Origin of the sequence: Planctomicrobium mucosum, from assembly GCF_051466335.1 — a bacterium.
GTDB lineage: Bacteria > Planctomycetota > Planctomycetia > Planctomycetales > Planctomycetaceae > Planctomicrobium.
In genome coordinates this window covers 2912163-2932298 of sequence record NZ_CP195793.1, presented here as the reverse complement: position 1 = coordinate 2932298, position 20136 = coordinate 2912163, and the positions used below count along the sequence as shown (strand labels likewise).

Sequence of the window (20136 nt, the reverse complement as noted above, 5' to 3'; positions counted from 1 at the left end):
ATGAATAAGACGTTAGCAGAGATCGCCCAGCAGCTAAAAAATTCCGACAAAAAAGTACAGTTGATTTACGCCTTTAACGGTACCGGAAAAACCCGCTTGTCTCGCGATTTTAGGCAACTGATCGCCCCCCGTAATGCTGTTGGGGAGTTTGAAAACGCAGGTGCCGATGAAGCTGCTGACGACGCTGGAGATGCGGATGCTGACATTGCAGAAGTCGGACTCTCGCGAGACAAGATCCTCTACTACAACGCATTTACTGAGGACTTATTCTACTGGGACAACGATTTGACTCTCGATGCCGATCCGAAACTGAAGATCCAACCAAACTCATTTACAAATTGGATTCTACAAGATCAGGGGCAAGACCAGAACATCATTGCCAACTTTCAGCGCTACGTAAACGGCAAGCTCACGCCACGGTTCAATGCTGAATACAAGACGAAAGACAGCGATGACAATGAGGTCACGGTCGAGGCGTTTTCAGAAGTGACCTTCACTTTTGAAACCGGTGACGATGTTTATTCTAGCAACTTCAAAATATCCAAAGGTGAAGAAAGTTGTTTCGTCTGGAGCCTTTTTTATACACTTCTAGAGCTGGTGATTGAGGTCCTCAATGTTGCCGAACCAGCCGACCGAGAGACGAATGATTTTAATAAGTTGGAGTACGTGTTTGTCGACGACCCAGTTAGCTCTTTGGATGACAATCACTTGATTGAACTGGCTGTCGATCTTGCGACTTTGATTAAGTCCAATGCATCAGACATCAAATTCATCATCTCCACGCACAACCCACTTTTCTTCAACGTACTCGTGAACGAACTGGGTAGCGACGACAAAACGCACAATCCAACCTGGCGATCAAAGTGGTTCGCCAAATCACGATTAGAAAAGTTTGAAGACGGGTCTTACCAACTCATCGAACAGCCAAACGATTCTCCTTTTTCCTACCATTTGCATCTAATATCGCAGCTTGAGGGGGTCATCAAAACCGGACAGATCGAAAAATACCATTTCAATCTGCTCAGGAACATCCTGGAAAAAACCGCGACATTCCTCGGATACAAGAGATGGGAACAGCTACTCCCTGAAACAAGTGATGGTGGGCCAAACCCGTACGCAAAGCGGATCGTGAATTTTTCAAGCCATTCAAAACACGCTGCCGAAGAGGTGCCACCATTGAAGCCAGAAGAAAAGAAGGTTCTGGAAAACTTGGTTAAGCACGTTGTCGCGAACCATCGATTTTGGCAGGAAAAAATTACATGATCGCATACAACCCCATCGCGGAATCGAACAACTTCATAATTCTGGAGAAATACACTCGCGAGTGGACGGTTTCCGAGAGCTACCAGAGCGAAAGCGATCTGGAACGGGAGCTTGTTGCTGATTTTCAGAACCAGGGATATGAGTATCGGACCGACTTGAACTCTCAGGAGTCATTGCTAGCCAATATCCGTACGCAATTGCAAGCTCTCAACAATGTGGAGTTTTCGAATGGCGAATGGCAGCGTTTTGTGGAAACCTTTTTGGACAAACAGAGCGAAGGTGTCGTCGATAAAACTCGTAAGATTCACGATGACTATATTCATGATTTTGTATTCGACGATGGCCACATCCAGAATATCTATTTGCTGGACAAAAAGAACCGGACTCGCAACAAGTTGCAGGTGATCAAGCAGTTCGAACAAATGGGCAGCCACCCCAACCGCTATGATGTTACGATCCTGGTCAACGGGTTGCCGCTGGTGCAGGTTGAATTGAAACGGCGAGGAGTAGCGATTCGTGAAGCCTTTAATCAAGTACATCGCTACAGCAAGGAGAGCTTTAACAGCGAACACTCGCTCTTTAAATATCTGCAATTATTTGTCATATCGAATGGCACTGATACCCGTTATTTTGCCAACACAACGCGGCGCGACAAGAACAGTTTTGACTTCACAATGAACTGGGCGAAGTCTAATAACGATCTGATCAAGGATCTGAAGGACTTTACCGCAACATTTTTTCAGAAGAATACGTTGTTGGAGGTGCTGCTGAAATACTCAGTTTTTGATGTCAGCAACACGCTGCTGGTGATGCGGCCTTATCAAATTGCCGCTTCTGAACGGATCTTATGGAAAATCAACAGCTCTCATGCCGCCAAAGCCTGGAGCAAACCAGAAAGTGGCGGGTATGTCTGGCACACGACCGGGTCGGGCAAAACGTTGACCAGTTTCAAGGCGGCTCGATTGGCGACGGAACTGGACTTTGTCGACAAAGTGTTTTTCGTCGTGGACAGGAAAGACCTGGACTATCAGACGATGAAAGAATATCAGCGTTTTTCACCTGACAGTGTCAACGGCTCCGACAGCACTGCTGGCCTCAAACGCAATCTAGAGAAGGATGACAACAAGATTGTCGTCACCACGATCCAAAAACTCAACAACCTGATGAAGAACGAGGGAGACTTGCCGATTTACGGCAAACAAGTCGTCTTCATCTTTGACGAATGTCATCGCAGCCAGTTTGGTGAAGCACAAAAGAATCTCAAAAAGAAGTTCAAACGGTTTTATCAATTCGGCTTTACCGGGACTCCGATTTTTCCACAAAACGCACTGGGAGCTGAAACGACCGCCAGCGTGTTTGGCCGCGAGTTGCATTCCTACGTGATCACCGATGCGATTCGCGATGAAAAGGTGCTAAAATTCAAGGTGGACTACAACGATGTTCGTCCACAGTTTAAAGCGATTGAAACCGAGCAAGACGAGAGAAAACTGACTGCGGCCGAAAATCGCCAAGCCTTGCTGCACCCTGAACGAATCCGGGAAATTTCTCAGTACATTCTGACTCACTACCGGCAGAAGACACATCGACTGCGGCCAGGTGGAACTGGTTTTAATGCCATGTTTGCGGTTAACAGCGTGGATGCAGCAAAGCTGTATTATGAGTCACTGACGAACCTTCAGTTTGGGAGCGATAAGCCCCTGAAAGTGGCTACGATCTTTTCGTTTGCCGCCAATGAAGAGCAGGATGCCGTGGGCGATATTCAGGACGAGAGCTTTGACGTGTCGGCGATGAACAGCACCGCCAAGGAGTTCTTGAACACGGCGATCGCTGACTATAACGCCTTCTTTAAAACCAGCTTCAGTGTGGACAGCAACGGCTTTCAGAATTACTACCGCGACTTAGCAAAGCGAGTGAAATCACGAGAAATCGACTTGCTGATTGTTGTGGGAATGTTTTTGACCGGTTTTGACGCACCAACATTGAACACCCTGTTTGTGGATAAAAACCTGCGTTACCACGGGCTGATTCAAGCTTATTCACGAACAAATAGGATTTACGATGCGACCAAAACCTTTGGCAATATTGTGACTTTCCGTGATTTAGAAAAGGCCACAGTCGACGCGATTACCCTGTTTGGAGACAGCAACACAAAGAATGTGGTACTAGAGAAGAGCTACAAGGAGTACATGGAGGGATTCACCGATATCGTCACCGGCGAAGCTCGGCGTGGTTTTAGGGAGGTCGTCGCGGAGTTAGAACAACGCTTTCCTAATCCAGAAGAAATCGTTAAGGAGAAGGATAAGAAGGAGTTTGTGAAGCTGTTCGGTGAATACTTGCGGGTGGAAAACATCCTTCAGAACTTCGATGAATTCGCCAGCTTGAAAGCGTTACAAACGCTCGACAAGGATGATCCCAGACAAGTCGAAGACTTTAAAACGAAGCATTACCTGAGCGATGATGATTTTCAGGAACTCCAGAACATCGAGCTGCCTGCGGAGCGCGAGATACAGAATTACCGCTCCACCTATAACGACATCCGGGACTGGCTGCGACGTGAAAAGGCGGGCAATGAAAAGGAGCAGTCCACCATCGATTGGGCGGACGTGGTATTCGAGGTGGATTTGCTGAAGTCTCAAGAGATCAATCTTGATTACATTTTGGAGCTGATTTTCGAACATAACAAGAAGACAAAGAACAAGGCGAGTTTGGTTGAAGAAGTACGTCGCCTGATTCGTGCGAGTGTAGGCAACCGCGCCAAGGAAAGCTTGGTGGTTGATTTCATAAACCAAGCGAATCTAGATGAAATTCCCGATAAAGCCAGTGTGATCGAAGCGTTTTTCAGTTTTGCACGGGCCGAGCAACAGCGCGAGGCTAGCGAGCTGATTGCTGCTGAAAATTTGAGTATAGAAGCTGCCAAGCGGTATATCAGTAACTCATTAAAAAAAGAGTTTGCCAGCGAAAACGGCACGGAACTCAACGGAATCCTGCCGAAAATGAGTCCGCTCAATCCGGCATACCTGACCAAGAAGCAAAGCGTTTTCCAGAAGATTGCAGCGTTTGTGGAGAAGTTCAAAGGGGTCGGCGGACAGGTTTGAGAGATCGATCGTCTTGAGTCGCTAGTCTAGAAAAATTTCATGGCTACTCGTGAAAGTAAGCTTAGGTGACGGCATCTTCATCAGACTTCGAAAAGAATTGGTGTGATAGTGGGTTGACTGCAAAAGCCCGTCGAATCCCCGCTTCCCAGCCTCGCACCCCGGCGATGAAAAGTTCAATTGGCGTCTTGTCACCCCGACTAGACATATACAGGGTTGAGGCAACAGGTTACGCCTACCCGCACTTGCTGTGCGGTGCAACTTACTACCGACTTCTTACCGGAATCGGAAAGGTTGCATCATGCGGCGAACTCGTACGCCAAAGTATTCTCTTCACAAGGCAACTGGACAGGCCCGCGTTTGCATTGACGGGCACGACCACTACTTGGGGATCTTCGATTCCCAAGAATCTAAGCGGAAATACCGGGAATTGGTTGATCGCTGGCTGCGAATGCAGAATGCCCGCCAGTTTCCGGAAATGACTCTGGCCAGTTTGGCACTTTTGTACAACGACCACTGTGCTGCTTATTACGTGAAGTCTGGAAAGCCAACGTCCGAGCCATCCAGCGTCCGGGCTGCTCTTAAACCGCTTCTGCGTCTCTTCCGAAGCCACTCCATTGCTGATCTGACTCCCACAAAGCTTCGCAACGTCCGGGAAGTGATGGTGAAGTCCGGTATCACCCGGTACACCGTCAACAAACATGTGGAGTTTCAGTTGTGGTCGGCGCGTAAATGTGCTGTCCATCATTGTCAGACCAGATGAGAGCCGACCCACCAGCAATGTTGCTGGAATCGACATCGGGCAGTTTTGTGAGCGGTGATCGTGGATGATACATCGGCGGACTCCTGAATGAATCCGCACGGCAGCCCCCCTGCAGTGGAATTCAATCACCCCGCCCACGGTGCGCCGGGAGAAGAATGGGAATCACCACTTGGCCAGTCAACCCCCATCAAGACCCATCGTCAGGTCGCACTTCATCGTTCGCTGCCTCTTTCGCCTTTTGGGCGAAATAAACCCTGCCGCCTGTAATAACGTGCCCCGCGACAGCCTGATCCTCTACAGAAAAATTACTGAAATTCACGGTAATGAGTTCAATGATTTCAGGTCCATAGCCTGCGAAGAAATTGTCTAACATTTCGGTGTCAACCGTCACTGAAGCTGTCCGATCACCACGATGACAGAGAAGCCTTGCACAATGCAAGGCGACTGCTGCTGCGTTCTCTGTCTTCATTCCATCGCGAATATGAGGTGCAAGCCATTCCCAATCCGCTAAATCAGTCAGATATTTTTCACCCTTATTTAGAGTGTCAAAAATCAATTCTGTAAGTTCGAAAGGGCGTTTCATCGTCAGCTTGAAAGCAAGGGAAGGGCCATCCTTAACAGTTTCTCTGAGAGTTTCGCGAATGTGGCTTCGAATTGACCCTTTTGCATCTTCCGGAACGAATCTCTGACCCTCTGTGAGGCAAAAGTAGTACCAGATGGCTATAACCATTCCGATGCTTTTCTCCCCCGCATCCGAAAGTCGATACTTTAGCCACCGCAACCATGATCGGTCGCGTGGCCCGTGCTTTTCAACATATCGCCATAGTTGTACAAAACCTTGGGAATTGGCATCTGCAGATGGACCATGAACGGCGAGGTGACGTTGAATGACTTGCTTAAACAGATCCTCGATCACGTGTTGATATTGCGTGAATGCATGGGGAGCCAAGAGTTCCCACTGGTTGGCATATTCGCTGTCAGACGTCAGATTAATAACAAGCGTTGAATCAAATGATCGCTCCCCAAACCAGTTTTTCATATCACGAAGAACAATCTGGTCGCGAATCTCTGAAGACTCGATCGAGCCGGTGATTGCTCGCTTCCAATATCGCTCTTCGTACACCCGTTGAAGTCCCGTAGCAGGATTCGTCGATGGTTCTCCGCCTTCAAGCCAGAATTCGCAGGCCGGCAGGATGAAATTCATCAAACTCGATGCACTCTTCGGATTCCAGTCGACTTTCTCAATCGTGGCCGTCCAGTCATCGGAGACACCTTGCCGAATTCGTTTTTGATTTTCGTCGGCATTCGGCAGATTACGATTTGGCAAGCCTCGAAGACGGTCCCATCGGCGAATGAGAAACAGAAATGCCTCCGGTGCGCCAAATCTGATGATGTTGACAGCGAGTAAATGATCGAAACAGATTTCTCCACGCAATACTTCCCAGTCGTGGAAAGTTCGACCAATGGCATGCCTCAAAGATCTAGGAGTTTTCAATAATGCTGCAACGGCCTGAGGAATCGGAAACTCTTCGAAATCCATCAAAATACCGGTGAAGTTATGATTCCATGGCCAACCAACCGGCATTCTGCTCTCATCGCTAGGACGAATTTTCAATATTGAATCGTCCTCACATTCCTTAAGAACCCTTTCCAGAATTTCATAAACCTGCTGCGGACGAAGTGAAGTTAAAAATTCGATGTGGTCGCAGAGTTTGGAATAGTCAATCCGGACCGGAGAAGTCAGGCCTCCAGTGAGGATGAAACTAATGTTGTCGAGTTTCTTAAGTCGTTCCAGAAATCCGAGCACTTCCTGAATCTCAAAATTGTTTGTTTCGTTCCGGTCCAAATCCTCGATGATGAAGACAAGCCTGCCTTTGATTGCGTCTAGTAATCCCGAGAGATGCGAAAAAATCTGTTCGGAATCTGCCGATCCAAGCGTCAAATCGGAAATCGTTTCCAACCAATTTCCCCCAGCGGCAAATGTCCGACGATACGATTCGGGAAGGGATTCAAGCTGAAACGTGTCCACCTCCTCATTGATTTTTGACATCGCCGAGCGAAGCATTTCATGTATGGAAGATGACGAGCTTTCAAACCCCCAACAACTGTGGTGGCAGACGAAGTATTTGCTGCTCCTGCCTGTACCTCTGTTCAAGCCATCTTGAACCCACCGAACAATGGTGGATTTCCCAGCGCCAAATGGTCCTACAATTCCGATCGAACGCGTCCCATTTTCGACGTGTAATTTGACGCATTCAGCCACACTTCGTGTATTCAGGAAGTCGTATTTGGCCGGTGCATCGGAATCCAACCATTCCTTGAAATGCTCCCAATTTATTCCCGCGGGACTTGGTTCTGTGAGCGTTCTTGCTTCTGAACCAGCCCCATTTTCGCATTTTCTACTCTCCCTCTTATTCTTTTGGGGCAGTTCTGGTCCAGAGATGTACATGAGAAAAGCATAAACCGAGCTCACGATCACGAACGATACTACTCCATAGCAGAGCCAATCCCTCCAGACCGGATGGGGCCCCCACGACACTCCATAACCAACGTAGATGTCGATCAGCGCCACGAAGATGACTCCAACGATCACAGCGAGCCAGGTGGGTGGCACCTTGTGAACGTGAGCAAGATGCCGGAGACGTGGCTTCAGCAACTTGAACATCAATCCGGTAAAACTGATGCAAATCGACAATGTGAAGATAATTCGTGGAACGCAGCCAAAGTTCTCCATGTATTTATGGAGGCTTTCCGGTTGTGTTCGAATCAACGGCAGCAAAAAGTAGCCTGCAAAGACCGTGATCACCAAAGCCTGAATCGCATTGGTCCAGTGACGTATCAGATGTCGCATTGAGATGGCCCATTTCTCTGGAGAGGAAGTAGAGTAAGTGTAGCCAGCCAGGCAACGAAAAAGCGATCAAACACAGGCGGCTTTAAGCATCGTTGAGATACCATCACAAGCGAAACGACTCCTGCTTTACCAATCAGGCAATGAGGAGTCGCGGTTTGATCAGCGTCAGAATAACATTGAAGAGATGGGCCCAGGGCATTTTCAAAACTCAACTCGGAGTCAGTGATGTGCGGTCGGTATAATCTGCGAACGACGTCCGCTGAATTGAATGAGTTCTTTGCGATCTTCGCTGAAGAAACTCCGCTCCTCCCGTTCCGATTCAACATCGCCCCCACTCAACAAAACCCAGTGTGTCGGGTAGCTGAAAGCGGCCAGCGCGAGATCGTCTCTCTCAAATGGGGCCTCATCCCCTCATGGTCGAAGGATCCCAAAATCGGGGCCAGCTTGATCAATGCACGGGGCGAAACGGTGGATGAAAAACCCTCGTTCCGCACTGCATTCAAACGCACGACGGGAGCAACCTTGTCATCCCGCCATGAGCGGAGCCTGTTCGTCGAAGCGGCACTCCGCGTGCTGGCCTACACCCTGAGGCGTTAGGTTAAACACTACAAGTCAATGGCCTTTCAACAGAGCAAATTGCCAAACCAAAGTCGGCTCGTCGTTGCGATCCTTCGAGTTCTTGTAAGTTGATCCGTCGTGCCATCAACTCGCGGAAGTGCGTAAAAATGACGCACAGAAATTCGAAACCTGAAGCATTGTTTGATTAAGAAATCAACCGGGAAATCCTGCGCCGAGTCACGCCCTTGGCGGTATGAAGCGGGCTGGCTGACCTACGCCTTTACAGCAAAGCGCCGGGGCCTTACGGCTGATCCGCAACCAAACCACTTCACTCCGCTAGGGGCGGAAGCGACGGCAGGGGCGGAAGCGACGGCAGGGGCGCCAGCGACGCCAGGGGCGCCAGCGACGCCAGGGGCGCCAGCGACGCCAGGGGCGCCAGCGACGCCAGGGGCGCCAGCGACGCCAGCATTTGACATGCTGGCGCCCTGATCGCAAACTCATCCAACGCAACTCGTCTTTTTCAAACAAGTTGCACTAAAAGCGGAGAGACGGGGATTCGAACCCCGGGACCACTTTGACATGGTCACAGCATTAGCAATGCTGCGCATTCGGCCGCTCTGCCATCTCTCCGATCACTCAAATTCGTGCTGAATCATGTCAGTGACGACATCAAACACAACGGGTTCGCAAAATCGCTCAAAAATCCGCATCCGAGCCGGTAAGGTGCCCGTCGATGTTTTTGTTTGATGCTTTTCGCGTCGAGTGAGAGAAGTCTACAGATTCCGCCACATCTGGCAAGCCTATCGCGAAAGATACTGATCAAATCGACGATGGATGATCAAAATTGCCGTTCTCCAGCCTGAGCCATGAGTTAAATCGGGAGAATTCGCCCCCGGATCAGCCCGATTCATCCTCTCTCGAGCGATTTGCGTCCTCGTTTCCACTAGAATTGAAGGCTCGCTAGTTATGTCCCGCTTCACCGTCGAAACAAGAATGAATTGATGCGAAAAGTTGCAATTGCAATCGGCGTTGAATCCTTCGCAGATCGCCGATTCAATCGAGTGAACTTTGCAGACTCGGACGCTCAGCGATTCATGGAGGCCATGACTTCACTGGGGGTCTCGACCGACGATTCCATGCTTCTGACAGGGAAATCTGCAACTGCAAAAGAAGCCCAGGGGCGACTTGAAGAATTGATCTCTACACTTTCGCCAGATTGCACGTTTTATTTTTTCTACGTTGGGCTGGGGATTATTCAGAACGAAATCAGCTATCTCGCGTGCAGTGATTCGCGCTCGCAGGATCTACCGGGAACCAGCCTCTCACTGGACTGGGTGACGTCCGTAATGAGAAACGGAAGACAGTCGAAGACGGTCCTATTCCTCGACGCTTTCCGTGGCGAGCTGTCCGAAGACCTCAGAGAAAATGGATATCAGCAGGGCGTGTCTCCAGTCGGGCTCGAAGAGTTCGCTACGAATGCTGCAGGGCGGGTTTGCTTCCTGCCATGTCAACTGGGAGAAAGTTCTCGCAGCCATGGCTCACTCAAACATGGCGTCTGGGTGAATCACATTCTTGAATCGTTGGAAGGGAAAGTCTCCAATGCGACCTACCGGAAGACGTCGCTCACTTCCAGGTCGCTTCAGAATTATTTGAAGGGACAGGTGCCCCGCACGATCCGCACGCTGTTTACTGGGACTGCCACACAAACGCCCTGTGCGTTCGGGGATGTTTCCAGCGCGATGGCCATTGCGGACCTCAAACCGGTGATTCAGACCAGCGCATTGTTCGATGGACCGTCGCAGCAACAGTTCCAATCGCTCCGCCTGGTTCATGAGCAGACCATTCCGGTCAAAAACCTGAGCGGCTTTGACAAGTCTATCGGGCACTTCATCCCGGAACGCGTGAATGCCGCGTCGATGAGTTTTCTGGCAAGCGTGGCTGCAACGGATTTGAACCGCGAGATCGATGAGATCTTCCAAGCACTGAAAGGCCAATTCCAACTCAAACGACTCGACATCACCGCCAATGTCGATGGAACATCCGGGTCGATCGTTACCCCGCATTTCGACTACGAAATCGCGGTTTCGCTTCTGGATGAAGCCCCTTCAGATGCGCTGGTTCGCCAGCAGATCGTCAACATCCGTCATCCGGAACGCATTCTTGGTTCCGAGTTCGATCGGGTCTTCTCTGGGCGATTCGATTCTCTTGAGTTTGCAAGCGGGAAACCCATTCAGATCGAAGAAATTGTGGACAGGGTCGAAGCACTCGACTCTCTGGAGATGACTGTGCAGTACGATCATGAGTTGACGTATTGCACCGTTTTAATCCCCGCCCATAACATTCAAATTGAAGTCAACTCGAAGCGTTATCGTATTACTCAGCTGCGCAAAGGGACATTAAAAGCACTTCTGCAATCGTTCTTCAACGTGCAGCGATCGCTCACCGATTGATCACGTTTTCTCGCCGACCAAACCCACCACGTAAACCGTGAAACAACGGGACGGTCAGTTCGCAAGCGGGATCAGGCGATGATCTCCATGATCGGTTTGCCGTGGTCAATTTCGAGACGTTTCCGGCCGGGGATTTCGAGCTTTCGTGAATCGAGCCCGAGTTGATGCAGGATGGTTGCGTGGATATCAGTCACGTAATGGCGATCTTGATCTGCATGGAATCCGATTTCATCAGTGGAACCGTGGACAACTCCGCGTTTCAGACCTCCGCCTGCCATCCAGACACTGAAGCCAAAGATGTGGTGATCTCGACCCGTTCCCCCTTGTGAACCGGGCGTTCTTCCAAACTCGGTGGCGAAGACCACCAACGTTTCATCCAGCAGACCGCGCTGATCCAGATCCTCAAGCAGTCCTCCAATCGGCTTGTCGACAGCTGTGGAGAGATTCGCGTGATTCTCTTTCAATCCGCTATGGGCGTCCCACGCCCCGGCGCCTCCGCCGCCATGTTGGATCTGAATGAAGCGAACACCTTGTTCGACCATTCTTCGGGCAGCAAGTAGCTGCATTCCGAATTCTTTCGTCTCCGGTCGATCGAGACCGTAGAGCGCCTGCATCTCCTGCGTTTCTTTTGTGAAGTCGACAATGTCCGGAATGGAACTCTGCATCCGGAATGCAAGTTCATAAGAAGCGATACGGGCTGCCATCGCTGGATCGTTCGGGTATTCGACTCCGCGGAGAAGATTCAGCTCCTCAATAAGATGCCGTCCGGTCACTTGAGATTCCAACGCGAACGGACGCTGCGGCTGGCTAAAATCGAGTGGGTTAGCGGGATCGATACGCAGCGGGACAGCGTCGTGTGCCGGGCCGAGGTACTGACCATCACGTCGGTTCCAGACTTCTCGGGTTCCAATTGAAACGAATTGCGGAAGGTTCTCGTTCAAAGAACCGAGACCATAATGGACCCACGCTCCGAGCGTCGGAAACGCTCCATCATTCGTATGACGCCCAGTATGAAACTGAGTTTGTGCTCCGTGATTACTGTCTGTCGTCCACATGGAACGGACGACCGCAATCTTGTCGACCTGCTTCCCGATATGTGGGAACCAGTCGCTGACTTCGATCCCGCTTTCACCGTACTTCTGATAACCAATCTGCAGGGGGTAGAGTTCGTTTCGCTGGTTACCATTTGCATCTGGCGCCACCAGCTTTTCAATCGCCAGTTTCGCGGGATCCTGTACGGAAGCGAAGGGGGTTTCGGAAATCGATTTTCCGCCGTACTTATTGAGCATCGGCTTTGGATCGAAGCTCTCCATCTGGCTGACGCCCCCATTCATGAACAGCCAAATCACACTTTTCGCTTTCGCGGGGAAGTGCGGGGAACCAGTCGGAGGAGACCATGTCTCACTGGCGATTCCATCACGTGAAAGCATCGCACCGAGCGCGAGCCCGGTAAATCCCATCCCCATGTCGGAGAGGAATGCGCGTCGCTGAAGGAAATGGTTCCAGTTGGAAGACATGGTTCATCCTCGAGCTATTGTCACGACGGCCTGTGAGGCGTTGCTGTATCGAAAAATCGGGTTCTGTCTGGACTAGCGAACAGACACAAAATCATTGTGGTTCAGGAGTGCCCAGACCAAATGCGAACGGGCCTGAACATCGGTGTTCCCCGGAAGTTGACGCCATTGTTCAAGGGCACGCTGGCAAGCGGCGACTTCTTCGGTTGAAGCGTCAATCACCAAAATGGCCTTGAATGCGTGCCGAATGAAATCAACTTCGTTAGGAGCTTGCTCTGAAAATTTTGTGGAGATCTGAAGAGCGGATTCGAGAATCAATTCGCTGTTCGCCAAGGCGAGTGCCTGTTGAGGAACAACGCTTTCTTCGCGGCGATAACACTCCCCCACCATCGCATCATCGAACGTCGTCAGAAACAGATTGCGATCATCTCCGGAATGCACAAAGTAAAGGCTCCGGCGTTTTGAATTCGCCTGTTCATTTTGAGGGATGGATGGCCCTCCCATCGTCTGGTCGAGGCTCCCCGTGAAGGAGAGCACCGAATCCCTGACGACTTGCGATTCAATTCGCATTGGAACGCGTCGCCAAAAGTACTTGTTGTCCGAGTCGATTTCCAAGTTAGCTTCTTGACCACGTAAAGAAGAACTCATCCTGTACGCAGCAGAAGTAACAATCAAACGGTGCAGGTGCTTCATATTCCAGTTGCTGTCAATCAGTTCAGCAGCCAGCCAGTCAAGAACTTCCGGATTGGTAGGATTCGGAGCGTTCCGTCCAAAGTCGAAAACAGAGCCGGCAAGCGATGTTCCGATATGTCGCGTCCAAATATGATTCGCAGCAACGCGGGCTGTCAGTGGGTTTCTGCGATCTGTCACCCAATTTGCGAATGCGGTCCTTCGTCCAGTGCTCGATTCAGGGAACGCAACATTGGGATCATCATTTGAAGTGTTCAGAAAGCGGGTCGGAGTCCATGCGGCCCCTTTGGCGACTGGGAGTTCACTGGAAGGTGCTTCTCCATTTGCGGCAAGCGACTGCCATTCAGCAAGTTTGGCTTTGGCCGAATCAAGTGCCTTGAGCGTCTCTTCTTTCTTGGCTGCGTCGGCGACTTCCCATGCAGATTGCGCTTGGACAACATTGAGTTCTGCTTTGGCAATGACATAGGCCCAATTCGCAACTCTCAGTCGTTCTCGACGTTCCTGTTTTGATTCGTTTTTCGATTGTTCATCCGAAGAGGCGTAGACTGCAGCCAGAGCGGTCAGGGCATCTCGTTCGCGCGAGGCAACATTCATCTCAGCTTGCGACGTCGCGAGCTTTTGTTCGGCGTCGTGAAGCGTCATTGGAACCGGATTGGGATTCGATGCAGCCTCGCGCAGTATCAGAGTTTTATCGAGTGGAGTAATGGTGAAGTCTAAAAACGTCGCGAGTGCATCGAACGTGTTCAACTGGATATAACCGTTTCGACGACCGAGTGGCGTTCGCCAGGCAATTGACGGTTGTCCATTGATGGAGGCGTTGACAAGAGTGCCTCGGACCTGCACACGCAGCGTATATTCCTGACCGACTTCGATTTTATTTCCCTGTCGCCCCTCCGCAGGAAAGTTCGACTTTCCTCCTTCGGAGTAGGCGGCCTGTACTTTCGAGTCGCTCGCTGCTCCGCTGATGTAGACCTGATTACTGGAAAGGGGAGTTCCAGCAGTTTCCAATGCCTGGTCGCCATAGTTCACATCGAACGAGATCCCAACGCTTCGCCATTGGCTCCCTCCATTCAACCGGTACCGGAGAGTCGCATCGAAGTCGGTCGGTGCAATTTCAGTCAAAATGAGTGACGACTGTTGAGGGCCATCCTTCATCTGATTGAGCTGCCCATCGATCTCTTTCCATTCGCCTCCGACCACCTTCCAGCGTGATTGGTCGATCGAAGCGAAGCGATCCGTCACCTTCCATTGGTCTGCATTTGAGCCATCAGGATCAGCAGTTTGCCCCTCTTGTGCCAAGAGATGCTTCTTGAAGTCATCGAGTTCAGTTTGCGCTTTCGTGACTCGTTCAGTCGCTGTTTGAAGTCTGATGTTTGAAGCTGCAATGTGGTTTGCCAACACACCCGGGCGACGGAATGTTTCATAGGCTTCAACGGGAAGGTTCACTTTTTGAATTTTGAATTCATCGAAAGTCAAAATTTCAGGGACTCCGGGCGGAATACTCCGGGATTTATCAGCCTGAGATTCTTCACCTCGCACGAAGAGATAGGTCGGTGCGTCAAGGTTGCCGTCGAACGGGCGAGGAATCCCATTCAAGTCGAGATTCACCTGACCGGGGACCATATCCAGCCGAACCTGATACGGCTCAAAGAACGCCCGGATTTTGTAAAAATCTTCTTGAGCGATGGGGTCGAACTTATGGTCGTGACACTTGGCACAATTGAATGTCATCGCCAAGATCCCTTTGCCGACGTGCTCAACTGTTTCTTCCATCCACTTGGAGCGGTTGAAGATGAAATAATTCCGAGCGAGGTAACCGCCTGCTCGCAACCGATCAGGATCGTTCGGAGCCAATTCATCCGCTGCCAACATCAACTGAATCATTTCGTCGTACGGAGTGTTCTTATTCAACGACTCCACGATCCAGTCGCGGTAGTGCCACATGTGCTTTTGACTATTGCGCAGCTGCCCTGAAAATCCGTACGAGTCGCTGTAGCGCCAAATGTCCATCCAATGACGCGCCCAGCGTTCTCCATGTCGGGGATCCGCCAGCAATCTGTCGACGGTTTCTTCGTACCACGTATCAGACTCATACTCTTCGCATTGCGCAATTTCTTCGGCCGTTGGGGGAAGTCCGATCAGGTCGATGTAAAGACGACGCAGTAGTACTGCACGTGGAGCTTCCGGAGCCGGTTTCAGGCCATGAAGTTGGTGCTGTTCGGAGAGAAAATGATCGATTGGATTTTTTGCCCAGTTAGCATCCGCTGCTTTGGGAAGCTCAGGGCGAGTGATCGGACGGAAGGACCAATGGTCAGCAGGGTCCGCCTCTGGCTTTTCGTCAGCCGGGCCTTTCGCTCCTGCTTTAATCCAAGTACGAAGCAGATCGATTTGTTCTAGCCTGAATTGCTCCCCTTCGTGTTGAGGAGGCATGCGCAACTGTGGGTCAGTTTCAGAGACCCTCTTGAGAATCAAACTATCATCGACAGGGAGATTCAGGTCGATCGCCGGCCCCGAATCCCCTCCAGATTTCATGAGCTCAGCGGTATCAAGCCGAAGTCCCGCTTCCTGCTTCAGTGCTCCGTGGCAGGAAAAGCAACGTTCCTTCAAAAGCGGTTTGATCTCTTTGAGATAGTCGACAGTGCTATCCGCAGCTTCAGCAACATTGGGAGCGTACGAGGAGATGAGCAACATCAGCAAGACTGAAAATGTTCGCATCTTTTCCCTTCAACTGGTGCCCTCGGGGAGAGGGGCTGAAATCTGCAACTTCAACCAAAGATGGTTGAATTGCCGGGACTTTCGGAGGGTATCGACCAGGGCGAGGCTCGATCTGATCGCTCGTGGTATTTTCAATCCATCATACAAATCAAGCGATTGAAGTTCCCCCAAACCAAAGTTTTTTGACTGCGGAATAATAAAAAATCTCCGCTTGCTTCTGAACACGTTTCAATCAATCGATGCGGTTCTGAAACACCGCTACACAGTCGTCGACAACACGTGTATCTCGTTACGGAATATACACTTGGAGAAACGCACGTTTCGTACGCTTCGGAGCGACCGCCAGCCAATTTATCGTCGTCATATAAAATCTCTGTGACTCGAAACCATGAACGTTCGGTTGTAGGGGCTGCAACAACCTCAGACAATTTCATCAGATTAAATAAATATCCCGACCAATCGCCTCTTTCAAAGACATTTCTACATGGAGAGACTTTGCATCCAGAACCGCCGATAAGTCCCCCAAAGTGAACGCTGCTCCACCACCGACACGCCTCATGAATCCCAATTCCAGCGACTTCTTCAATCAAGATATTGACCACATCTCCTCGGAACGGAACGAGACAGAGCGTGAAGGGCTATTCCTGCGTTTATTGGCTAAGAATTACCGCAACATCTTTGCTGCTGCGTTGGCAATCGTCGGGAACAAACATGACGCAGGCGATGTCGTTCAGGATGTCTGCGTCGTTGCCTGGCAAAAGTTTGAGACCCTAGATTCGCTCGCCAACTTCCGCAAATGGGCGTGCGGCATCGCATTCAACATCGCCAAAGCCCATGTACGTAAAAAGCGACGGTTTCGTGGCCCCGGTCTGAACGAGACTGCGATCACCAGGATCATTCAGACGCGATCGGCCGCGATGGAACTTCTTGAATTGCGGCGTGAAGTTCTCCACGACTGCCTCCAAAAGCTCTCGATCGAAGATCGGATGTATCTCTCAAAATTCTACCAGTCCAACATGTCAATTCGGGAGCAATCAAAACGAGAAGACACGACCGAAACGTCTGTTTACTCCAAACTGAAGCGACTTCGAAAGATTCTTTCTGACTGTGTTCAACGCACGCTTTCACAGGGAGATCGTACATGAGCGCTCATCGCACCTTGATCGAAGAACTCAACGATCTCGCTGATGCACATTTCGATGGAACAATCAGTACTGCAGGGGTTCATCGAATTGAAGCTCTGATTCTCGCTGATCCCCGTCTGCTACAGGCCTATGTGGAACGGCTTGATTTTCATTGTGAATTGATAGAACAGGCCGAATCACGCTCGCAAGAGCTCGTCGCGCTTACTGCGTTGCAAGCATCCGCAAACCAAATCGTTCGGCGACAATCCAGACGCTCCGTGAAACGATTTCTGGGATTTGCAGTGTGTGTTTGCCTGGTGATTTCAGCCATCCTCTGGGCCGACCGCAAAGAACTGTTTCTGCGGACGCCGGTCGGTTCTGTTGCGAGTCTCTCATCAGATTACACCAGTAGCTCACGCCCCTTCGTCCTCGGACAAACAATCCGTGCTCGACAGCGAATCAATGTGCAGAGCGGGGTCGTGAGTCTGCAGCTTTCAGGTGTGTTTGTGGATGTTGTCGGTCCGGCCTCAGCCTATGTGGCTCGCGACGGACTTGTCATTCTGAAGCACGGCACGATCATTTCCAAGGTCCAGCCACAATCGACCGGATTCACAGTACGTACTCCTGAGACAGAAGTGGTCGATCTTGGAACCGAGTTTCTCGTCAAACATGATGCTGCGAAAGGTTCCCATGTCAGCGTACGTACAGGCTCAGCGCAAGCGAAACAACTGGATTGGACAGGTCAATCGACCCGGATCTTTGATCTGAGTTCTTTTCGCGCTGCTCAATTCTCAGCGACATCCTCGATTGCTAAAGAAGTTGCGTACTCCCCCGAGATGTATGCCTCTGTCGACCGGAATCGCAGAGGAATCCAACGCCTGACGGGCGAAATCCGAACCACCCCAAACGAAGCGAAATCTCTCGCCAGCGAAAACACGACGACCCCCAACCACGTCCTCATTCTCCCGGAAAAGTCGATCACCTTATCGCAGCCACTCACCGTAAATAGCCTCAAAGGAAGTGTGAGTTTTCCAACTGGAACCACGTTGACGAGCTATCTCGTCCACTACGACCCAACATCGAATGTCCAGTTCGCCCCACGTGGGTCTGTCACGTTTCATCGTCCGATTTCAGCGGTTCTGTATGACGCGGAGACCTTAAATCATTCCGATGCTCTCTTCGGGAGCGAGCAGACGATCTACGAAAAGAATTCATTCCGCGAATTGGAACTGGATGAAGACGAAATCCTGATCTCTGACGATCAAAGGACGCTTTCCTTCTTTCTGGGAATCTCACCACCTGCGTTTCTGGATGAAATGCGGGTGTTGATCGTTGAGTGACGGCGTGCTTCGCATGCATTGAGAGAACAAGTGGGCATGACACGTTCGATCGAATTATCATTTTCAAAATCATAGGAGGTGCTTGACATGTTCATGGCAAGGCAAGACAACGCTCGATCCACAAAGCCCGGCTTTACGTTGATCGAATTGCTCGTGGTGATTGCGATTATTGCGGTATTGATCGCTCTATTGCTCCCCGCGGTGCAGCAAGCGCGAGAGGCTGCCCGCAGGAGTCAGTGCAAAAATAATCTCAAGCAAATTGGTCTCGCTCTGCATAACTATCACGATGTTCATCGAGTCTTCCCGTTCGGCATGATGAACAGCATTAGTGCATGGGGACCTGAGGACGGAGCGTTGGGGAGCTCGGGCCGTATCAGCTGGTTCCCAATGGCGCTCCCGTATCTGGAGCAATCCGCACTTTACAACCTTTGGGTGACTCAATCTGTTGCATCCAATACGTTCAGTGCATGGTGGCAGTCCGGCAACGCAAACAAGGTTGTGCAGACGACGCTCTGTCCTTCCGATCCTTATGCAGGCAAACAAACTGGGGATGGATTTGCAGGGAATTACCAACTCTGCGCTGGATCTCGTCCGTGGGGAAATCAGGCGAATGCCGCATTCACCCCCCCACTTGACGATCTCGGGGTCACGCCTCGCGGGATGTTCTACCCTCGATCTCGCACAGCGATGAACCATCTGATCGACGGAACGACAAACACTCTGATGGCAAGTGAAATTATCATTGCCCCCGATGGTCAGGACTTGCAGCCAGGATGTTCCGATCGACGAGACATGCGTGGTCTCTACTGGAATGCAATTCACATGGGGAGCTTGTTTCAAGCATATCGCACTCCAAATAGTGATGCCCCAGACATCGTTGGTTGGGCGACGACAAGTCTTCCCAATGCGAAGGGTGCTTGTGCTGACAGCGGCGGAATTACGACAGCACGCAGCCAGCATGTTGGTGGCGTCAACGCATCACTCGCAGACGCATCCGTCCGATTCATCTCCAACAACATCGACACTGCAACTTATCAGTCGCTGGGAACATGTGCTGGGGGAGAAGTGGTCGGAGAGTTCTAGGCTTCCGCTGCACAATCTCTCTTTCAAAGTTGAAGCGATATGGGGAGGGGACGTCCGATTGCTGCAGACCAAGAGTGATCAATTGACGTGCGAGCAGTCGTCATGTTCACGCTCAACTGCAAGGAAGAATCCCCTCCACATTTTTAATTGTGATTACCGAAAGCGACACGTAATTCGGCTGTCTAGCCCGTTTAAATCCAGCACGACAGGCGCCTGATCGAGTCGTCGTGAAATCACATTACTGACCAAATCAATCGATGGTGTTTAAATATGAAAACTCTGGTTGGAAAAGCTCAGGCTGCATTGCTGGTCTCTCTCTGCGTCGCGATGACGGGTGCACTTGGGTGCACTGGTGGAGATCAGGGCCCGAAGCTCCATGAAGTCGTAGGTAAGGTGACAGTCGATGGAAAGCCGCTTGAGCTAGGAGTGATCACCTTCGATCCGCTCGACGGTGTCTCGGGATCGTACGGGGAAACGATCAAAAACGGTGAATTTCAGCTCAAATCGAGTGCAGGTAAGAAAAAAGTTTCCATCATGGCATCACGCCTCTCCTCCAAGCCGGGCCCAGGCGGACTTCCTCATCAGGAACAATATCTTCCGGCCAAATACAACATGAAGTCGGAGCTTGTCAGGGAAGTCATCGCCGACAAAAACTCGCCAATGACATTTGATTTGGTCACGAAATAGCGACGC

Annotated in this window: 14 protein-coding genes and 1 tRNA gene; 10 read left to right on the top strand and 5 right to left on the bottom strand. The window is 50.7% G+C overall.

What is annotated here, in order from left to right; translation table 11 throughout:
- The 3 genes from SH668x_RS11725 (at position 1) to SH668x_RS11715 (ending at position 5118) form a co-directional block, all read left to right on the top strand.
- Positions 1-1263 carry an AAA family ATPase gene (locus tag SH668x_RS11725; protein ID WP_437185246.1) on the top strand — a complete coding sequence of 421 codons (1263 nt, stop codon included), beginning with the start codon at positions 1-3 and terminating at the stop codon, positions 1261-1263.
- Positions 1260-4358 carry a type I restriction endonuclease subunit R gene (locus SH668x_RS11720; RefSeq protein ID WP_437185245.1) on the top strand — a complete coding sequence of 1033 codons (3099 nt, stop codon included), beginning with the start codon at positions 1260-1262 and terminating at the stop codon, positions 4356-4358. The genes SH668x_RS11725 and SH668x_RS11720 overlap by 4 nt, the downstream gene beginning before the upstream one ends.
- A 298-nt stretch (positions 4359-4656) precedes the next feature.
- Positions 4657-5118, top strand: a complete 462-nt coding sequence (locus tag SH668x_RS11715) for a hypothetical protein (RefSeq protein ID WP_437185244.1) — start codon at positions 4657-4659, stop codon at positions 5116-5118.
- Positions 5119-5305: 187 nt separating this feature from the next.
- Here the strand turns inward: SH668x_RS11715 and SH668x_RS11710 are convergent, their stop codons facing one another.
- Positions 5306-7969, bottom strand: a complete 2664-nt coding sequence (locus SH668x_RS11710; protein WP_437185243.1) for a P-loop NTPase fold protein — start codon at positions 7967-7969, stop codon at positions 5306-5308.
- 225 nt (positions 7970-8194) lie between these two features.
- Here SH668x_RS11710 and SH668x_RS11705 point away from each other — a divergent pair, with 225 nt between their 5' ends.
- Both SH668x_RS11705 and SH668x_RS11700 read left to right on the top strand, forming a co-directional pair.
- Entirely contained in the window at positions 8195-8566 is a 372-nt protein-coding gene (locus SH668x_RS11705; RefSeq protein ID WP_437185242.1) for an SOS response-associated peptidase, read from the top strand.
- A 162-nt stretch (positions 8567-8728) separates the two neighbouring features.
- On the top strand, positions 8729-9016 hold the full coding sequence (locus tag SH668x_RS11700) for a hypothetical protein (RefSeq protein WP_437185241.1): 288 nt from the start codon (positions 8729-8731) through the stop codon (positions 9014-9016).
- 52 nt (positions 9017-9068) lie between these two features.
- On the opposite strand, the gene SH668x_RS11695 is transcribed toward SH668x_RS11700, so the two are convergent.
- Positions 9069-9157: transfer RNA gene (locus SH668x_RS11695), tRNA-Ser, on the bottom strand.
- A 371-nt stretch (positions 9158-9528) separates the two neighbouring features.
- Here SH668x_RS11695 and SH668x_RS11690 point away from each other — a divergent pair.
- Complete coding sequence (locus tag SH668x_RS11690; protein ID WP_437185240.1) at positions 9529-10977, top strand: caspase family protein; 1449 nt, start codon at positions 9529-9531, stop codon at positions 10975-10977.
- 71 nt (positions 10978-11048) lie between these two features.
- On the opposite strand, the gene SH668x_RS11685 is transcribed toward SH668x_RS11690, so the two are convergent.
- The 3 genes from SH668x_RS11685 to SH668x_RS11675 form a co-directional block, all read right to left on the bottom strand.
- A complete protein-coding gene (locus tag SH668x_RS11685) occupies positions 11049-12494 on the bottom strand; it encodes a DUF1501 domain-containing protein (protein WP_437185239.1) in 1446 nt (481 codons plus the stop codon).
- A gap of 72 nt (positions 12495-12566) precedes the next feature.
- Positions 12567-15896: a DUF1553 domain-containing protein gene (locus SH668x_RS11680; protein ID WP_437185238.1), complete on the bottom strand. Its 3330-nt coding sequence runs from the start codon at positions 15894-15896 to the stop codon at positions 12567-12569.
- 433 nt (positions 15897-16329) lie between these two features.
- Positions 16330-16455 carry a hypothetical protein gene (locus SH668x_RS11675; RefSeq protein WP_437185237.1) on the bottom strand — a complete coding sequence of 42 codons (126 nt, stop codon included), beginning with the start codon at positions 16453-16455 and terminating at the stop codon, positions 16330-16332.
- Here SH668x_RS11675 and SH668x_RS11670 point away from each other — a divergent pair.
- From SH668x_RS11670 to SH668x_RS11655, 4 genes are all read left to right on the top strand, one after another.
- Entirely contained in the window at positions 16454-17041 is a 588-nt protein-coding gene (locus SH668x_RS11670; protein ID WP_437185236.1) for a sigma-70 family RNA polymerase sigma factor, read from the top strand. The genes SH668x_RS11675 and SH668x_RS11670 overlap by 2 nt on opposite strands.
- Positions 17038-18360 (top strand): FecR domain-containing protein, encoded by a 1323-nt coding sequence (locus SH668x_RS11665; RefSeq protein ID WP_437185235.1) that lies wholly within the window; start codon positions 17038-17040, stop codon positions 18358-18360. Before SH668x_RS11670 ends, SH668x_RS11665 begins: the two co-directional genes overlap by 4 nt.
- An 87-nt stretch (positions 18361-18447) precedes the next feature.
- On the top strand, positions 18448-19443 hold the full coding sequence (locus tag SH668x_RS11660) for a DUF1559 domain-containing protein (RefSeq protein WP_437185234.1): 996 nt from the start codon (positions 18448-18450) through the stop codon (positions 19441-19443).
- A gap of 270 nt (positions 19444-19713) precedes the next feature.
- Complete coding sequence (locus SH668x_RS11655; protein WP_437185233.1) at positions 19714-20130, top strand: hypothetical protein; 417 nt, start codon at positions 19714-19716, stop codon at positions 20128-20130.
- Positions 20131-20136 lie beyond the last annotated feature (6 nt).

Coding starts and splice junctions, on each gene's coding strand:
- SH668x_RS11725 (WP_437185246.1), top strand. CDS start 1: ATGAATAAGACGTTAGCAGAGATCGCCCAGCAGCTAAAAAATTCCGAC.
- SH668x_RS11720 (WP_437185245.1), top strand. CDS start 1,260: ATGATCGCATACAACCCCATCGCGGAATCGAACAACTTCATAATTCTG.
- SH668x_RS11715 (WP_437185244.1), top strand. CDS start 4,657: ATGCGGCGAACTCGTACGCCAAAGTATTCTCTTCACAAGGCAACTGGA.
- SH668x_RS11710 (WP_437185243.1), bottom strand. CDS start 7,969: ATGCGACATCTGATACGTCACTGGACCAATGCGATTCAGGCTTTGGTG.
- SH668x_RS11705 (WP_437185242.1), top strand. CDS start 8,195: ATGTGCGGTCGGTATAATCTGCGAACGACGTCCGCTGAATTGAATGAG.
- SH668x_RS11690 (WP_437185240.1), top strand. CDS start 9,529: ATGCGAAAAGTTGCAATTGCAATCGGCGTTGAATCCTTCGCAGATCGC.
- SH668x_RS11685 (WP_437185239.1), bottom strand. CDS start 12,494: ATGTCTTCCAACTGGAACCATTTCCTTCAGCGACGCGCATTCCTCTCC.
- SH668x_RS11680 (WP_437185238.1), bottom strand. CDS start 15,896: ATGCGAACATTTTCAGTCTTGCTGATGTTGCTCATCTCCTCGTACGCT.
- SH668x_RS11670 (WP_437185236.1), top strand. CDS start 16,454: ATGAATCCCAATTCCAGCGACTTCTTCAATCAAGATATTGACCACATC.
- SH668x_RS11675 (WP_437185237.1), bottom strand. CDS start 16,455: ATGAGGCGTGTCGGTGGTGGAGCAGCGTTCACTTTGGGGGACTTATCG.
- SH668x_RS11665 (WP_437185235.1), top strand. CDS start 17,038: ATGAGCGCTCATCGCACCTTGATCGAAGAACTCAACGATCTCGCTGAT.
- SH668x_RS11660 (WP_437185234.1), top strand. CDS start 18,448: ATGTTCATGGCAAGGCAAGACAACGCTCGATCCACAAAGCCCGGCTTT.
- SH668x_RS11655 (WP_437185233.1), top strand. CDS start 19,714: ATGAAAACTCTGGTTGGAAAAGCTCAGGCTGCATTGCTGGTCTCTCTC.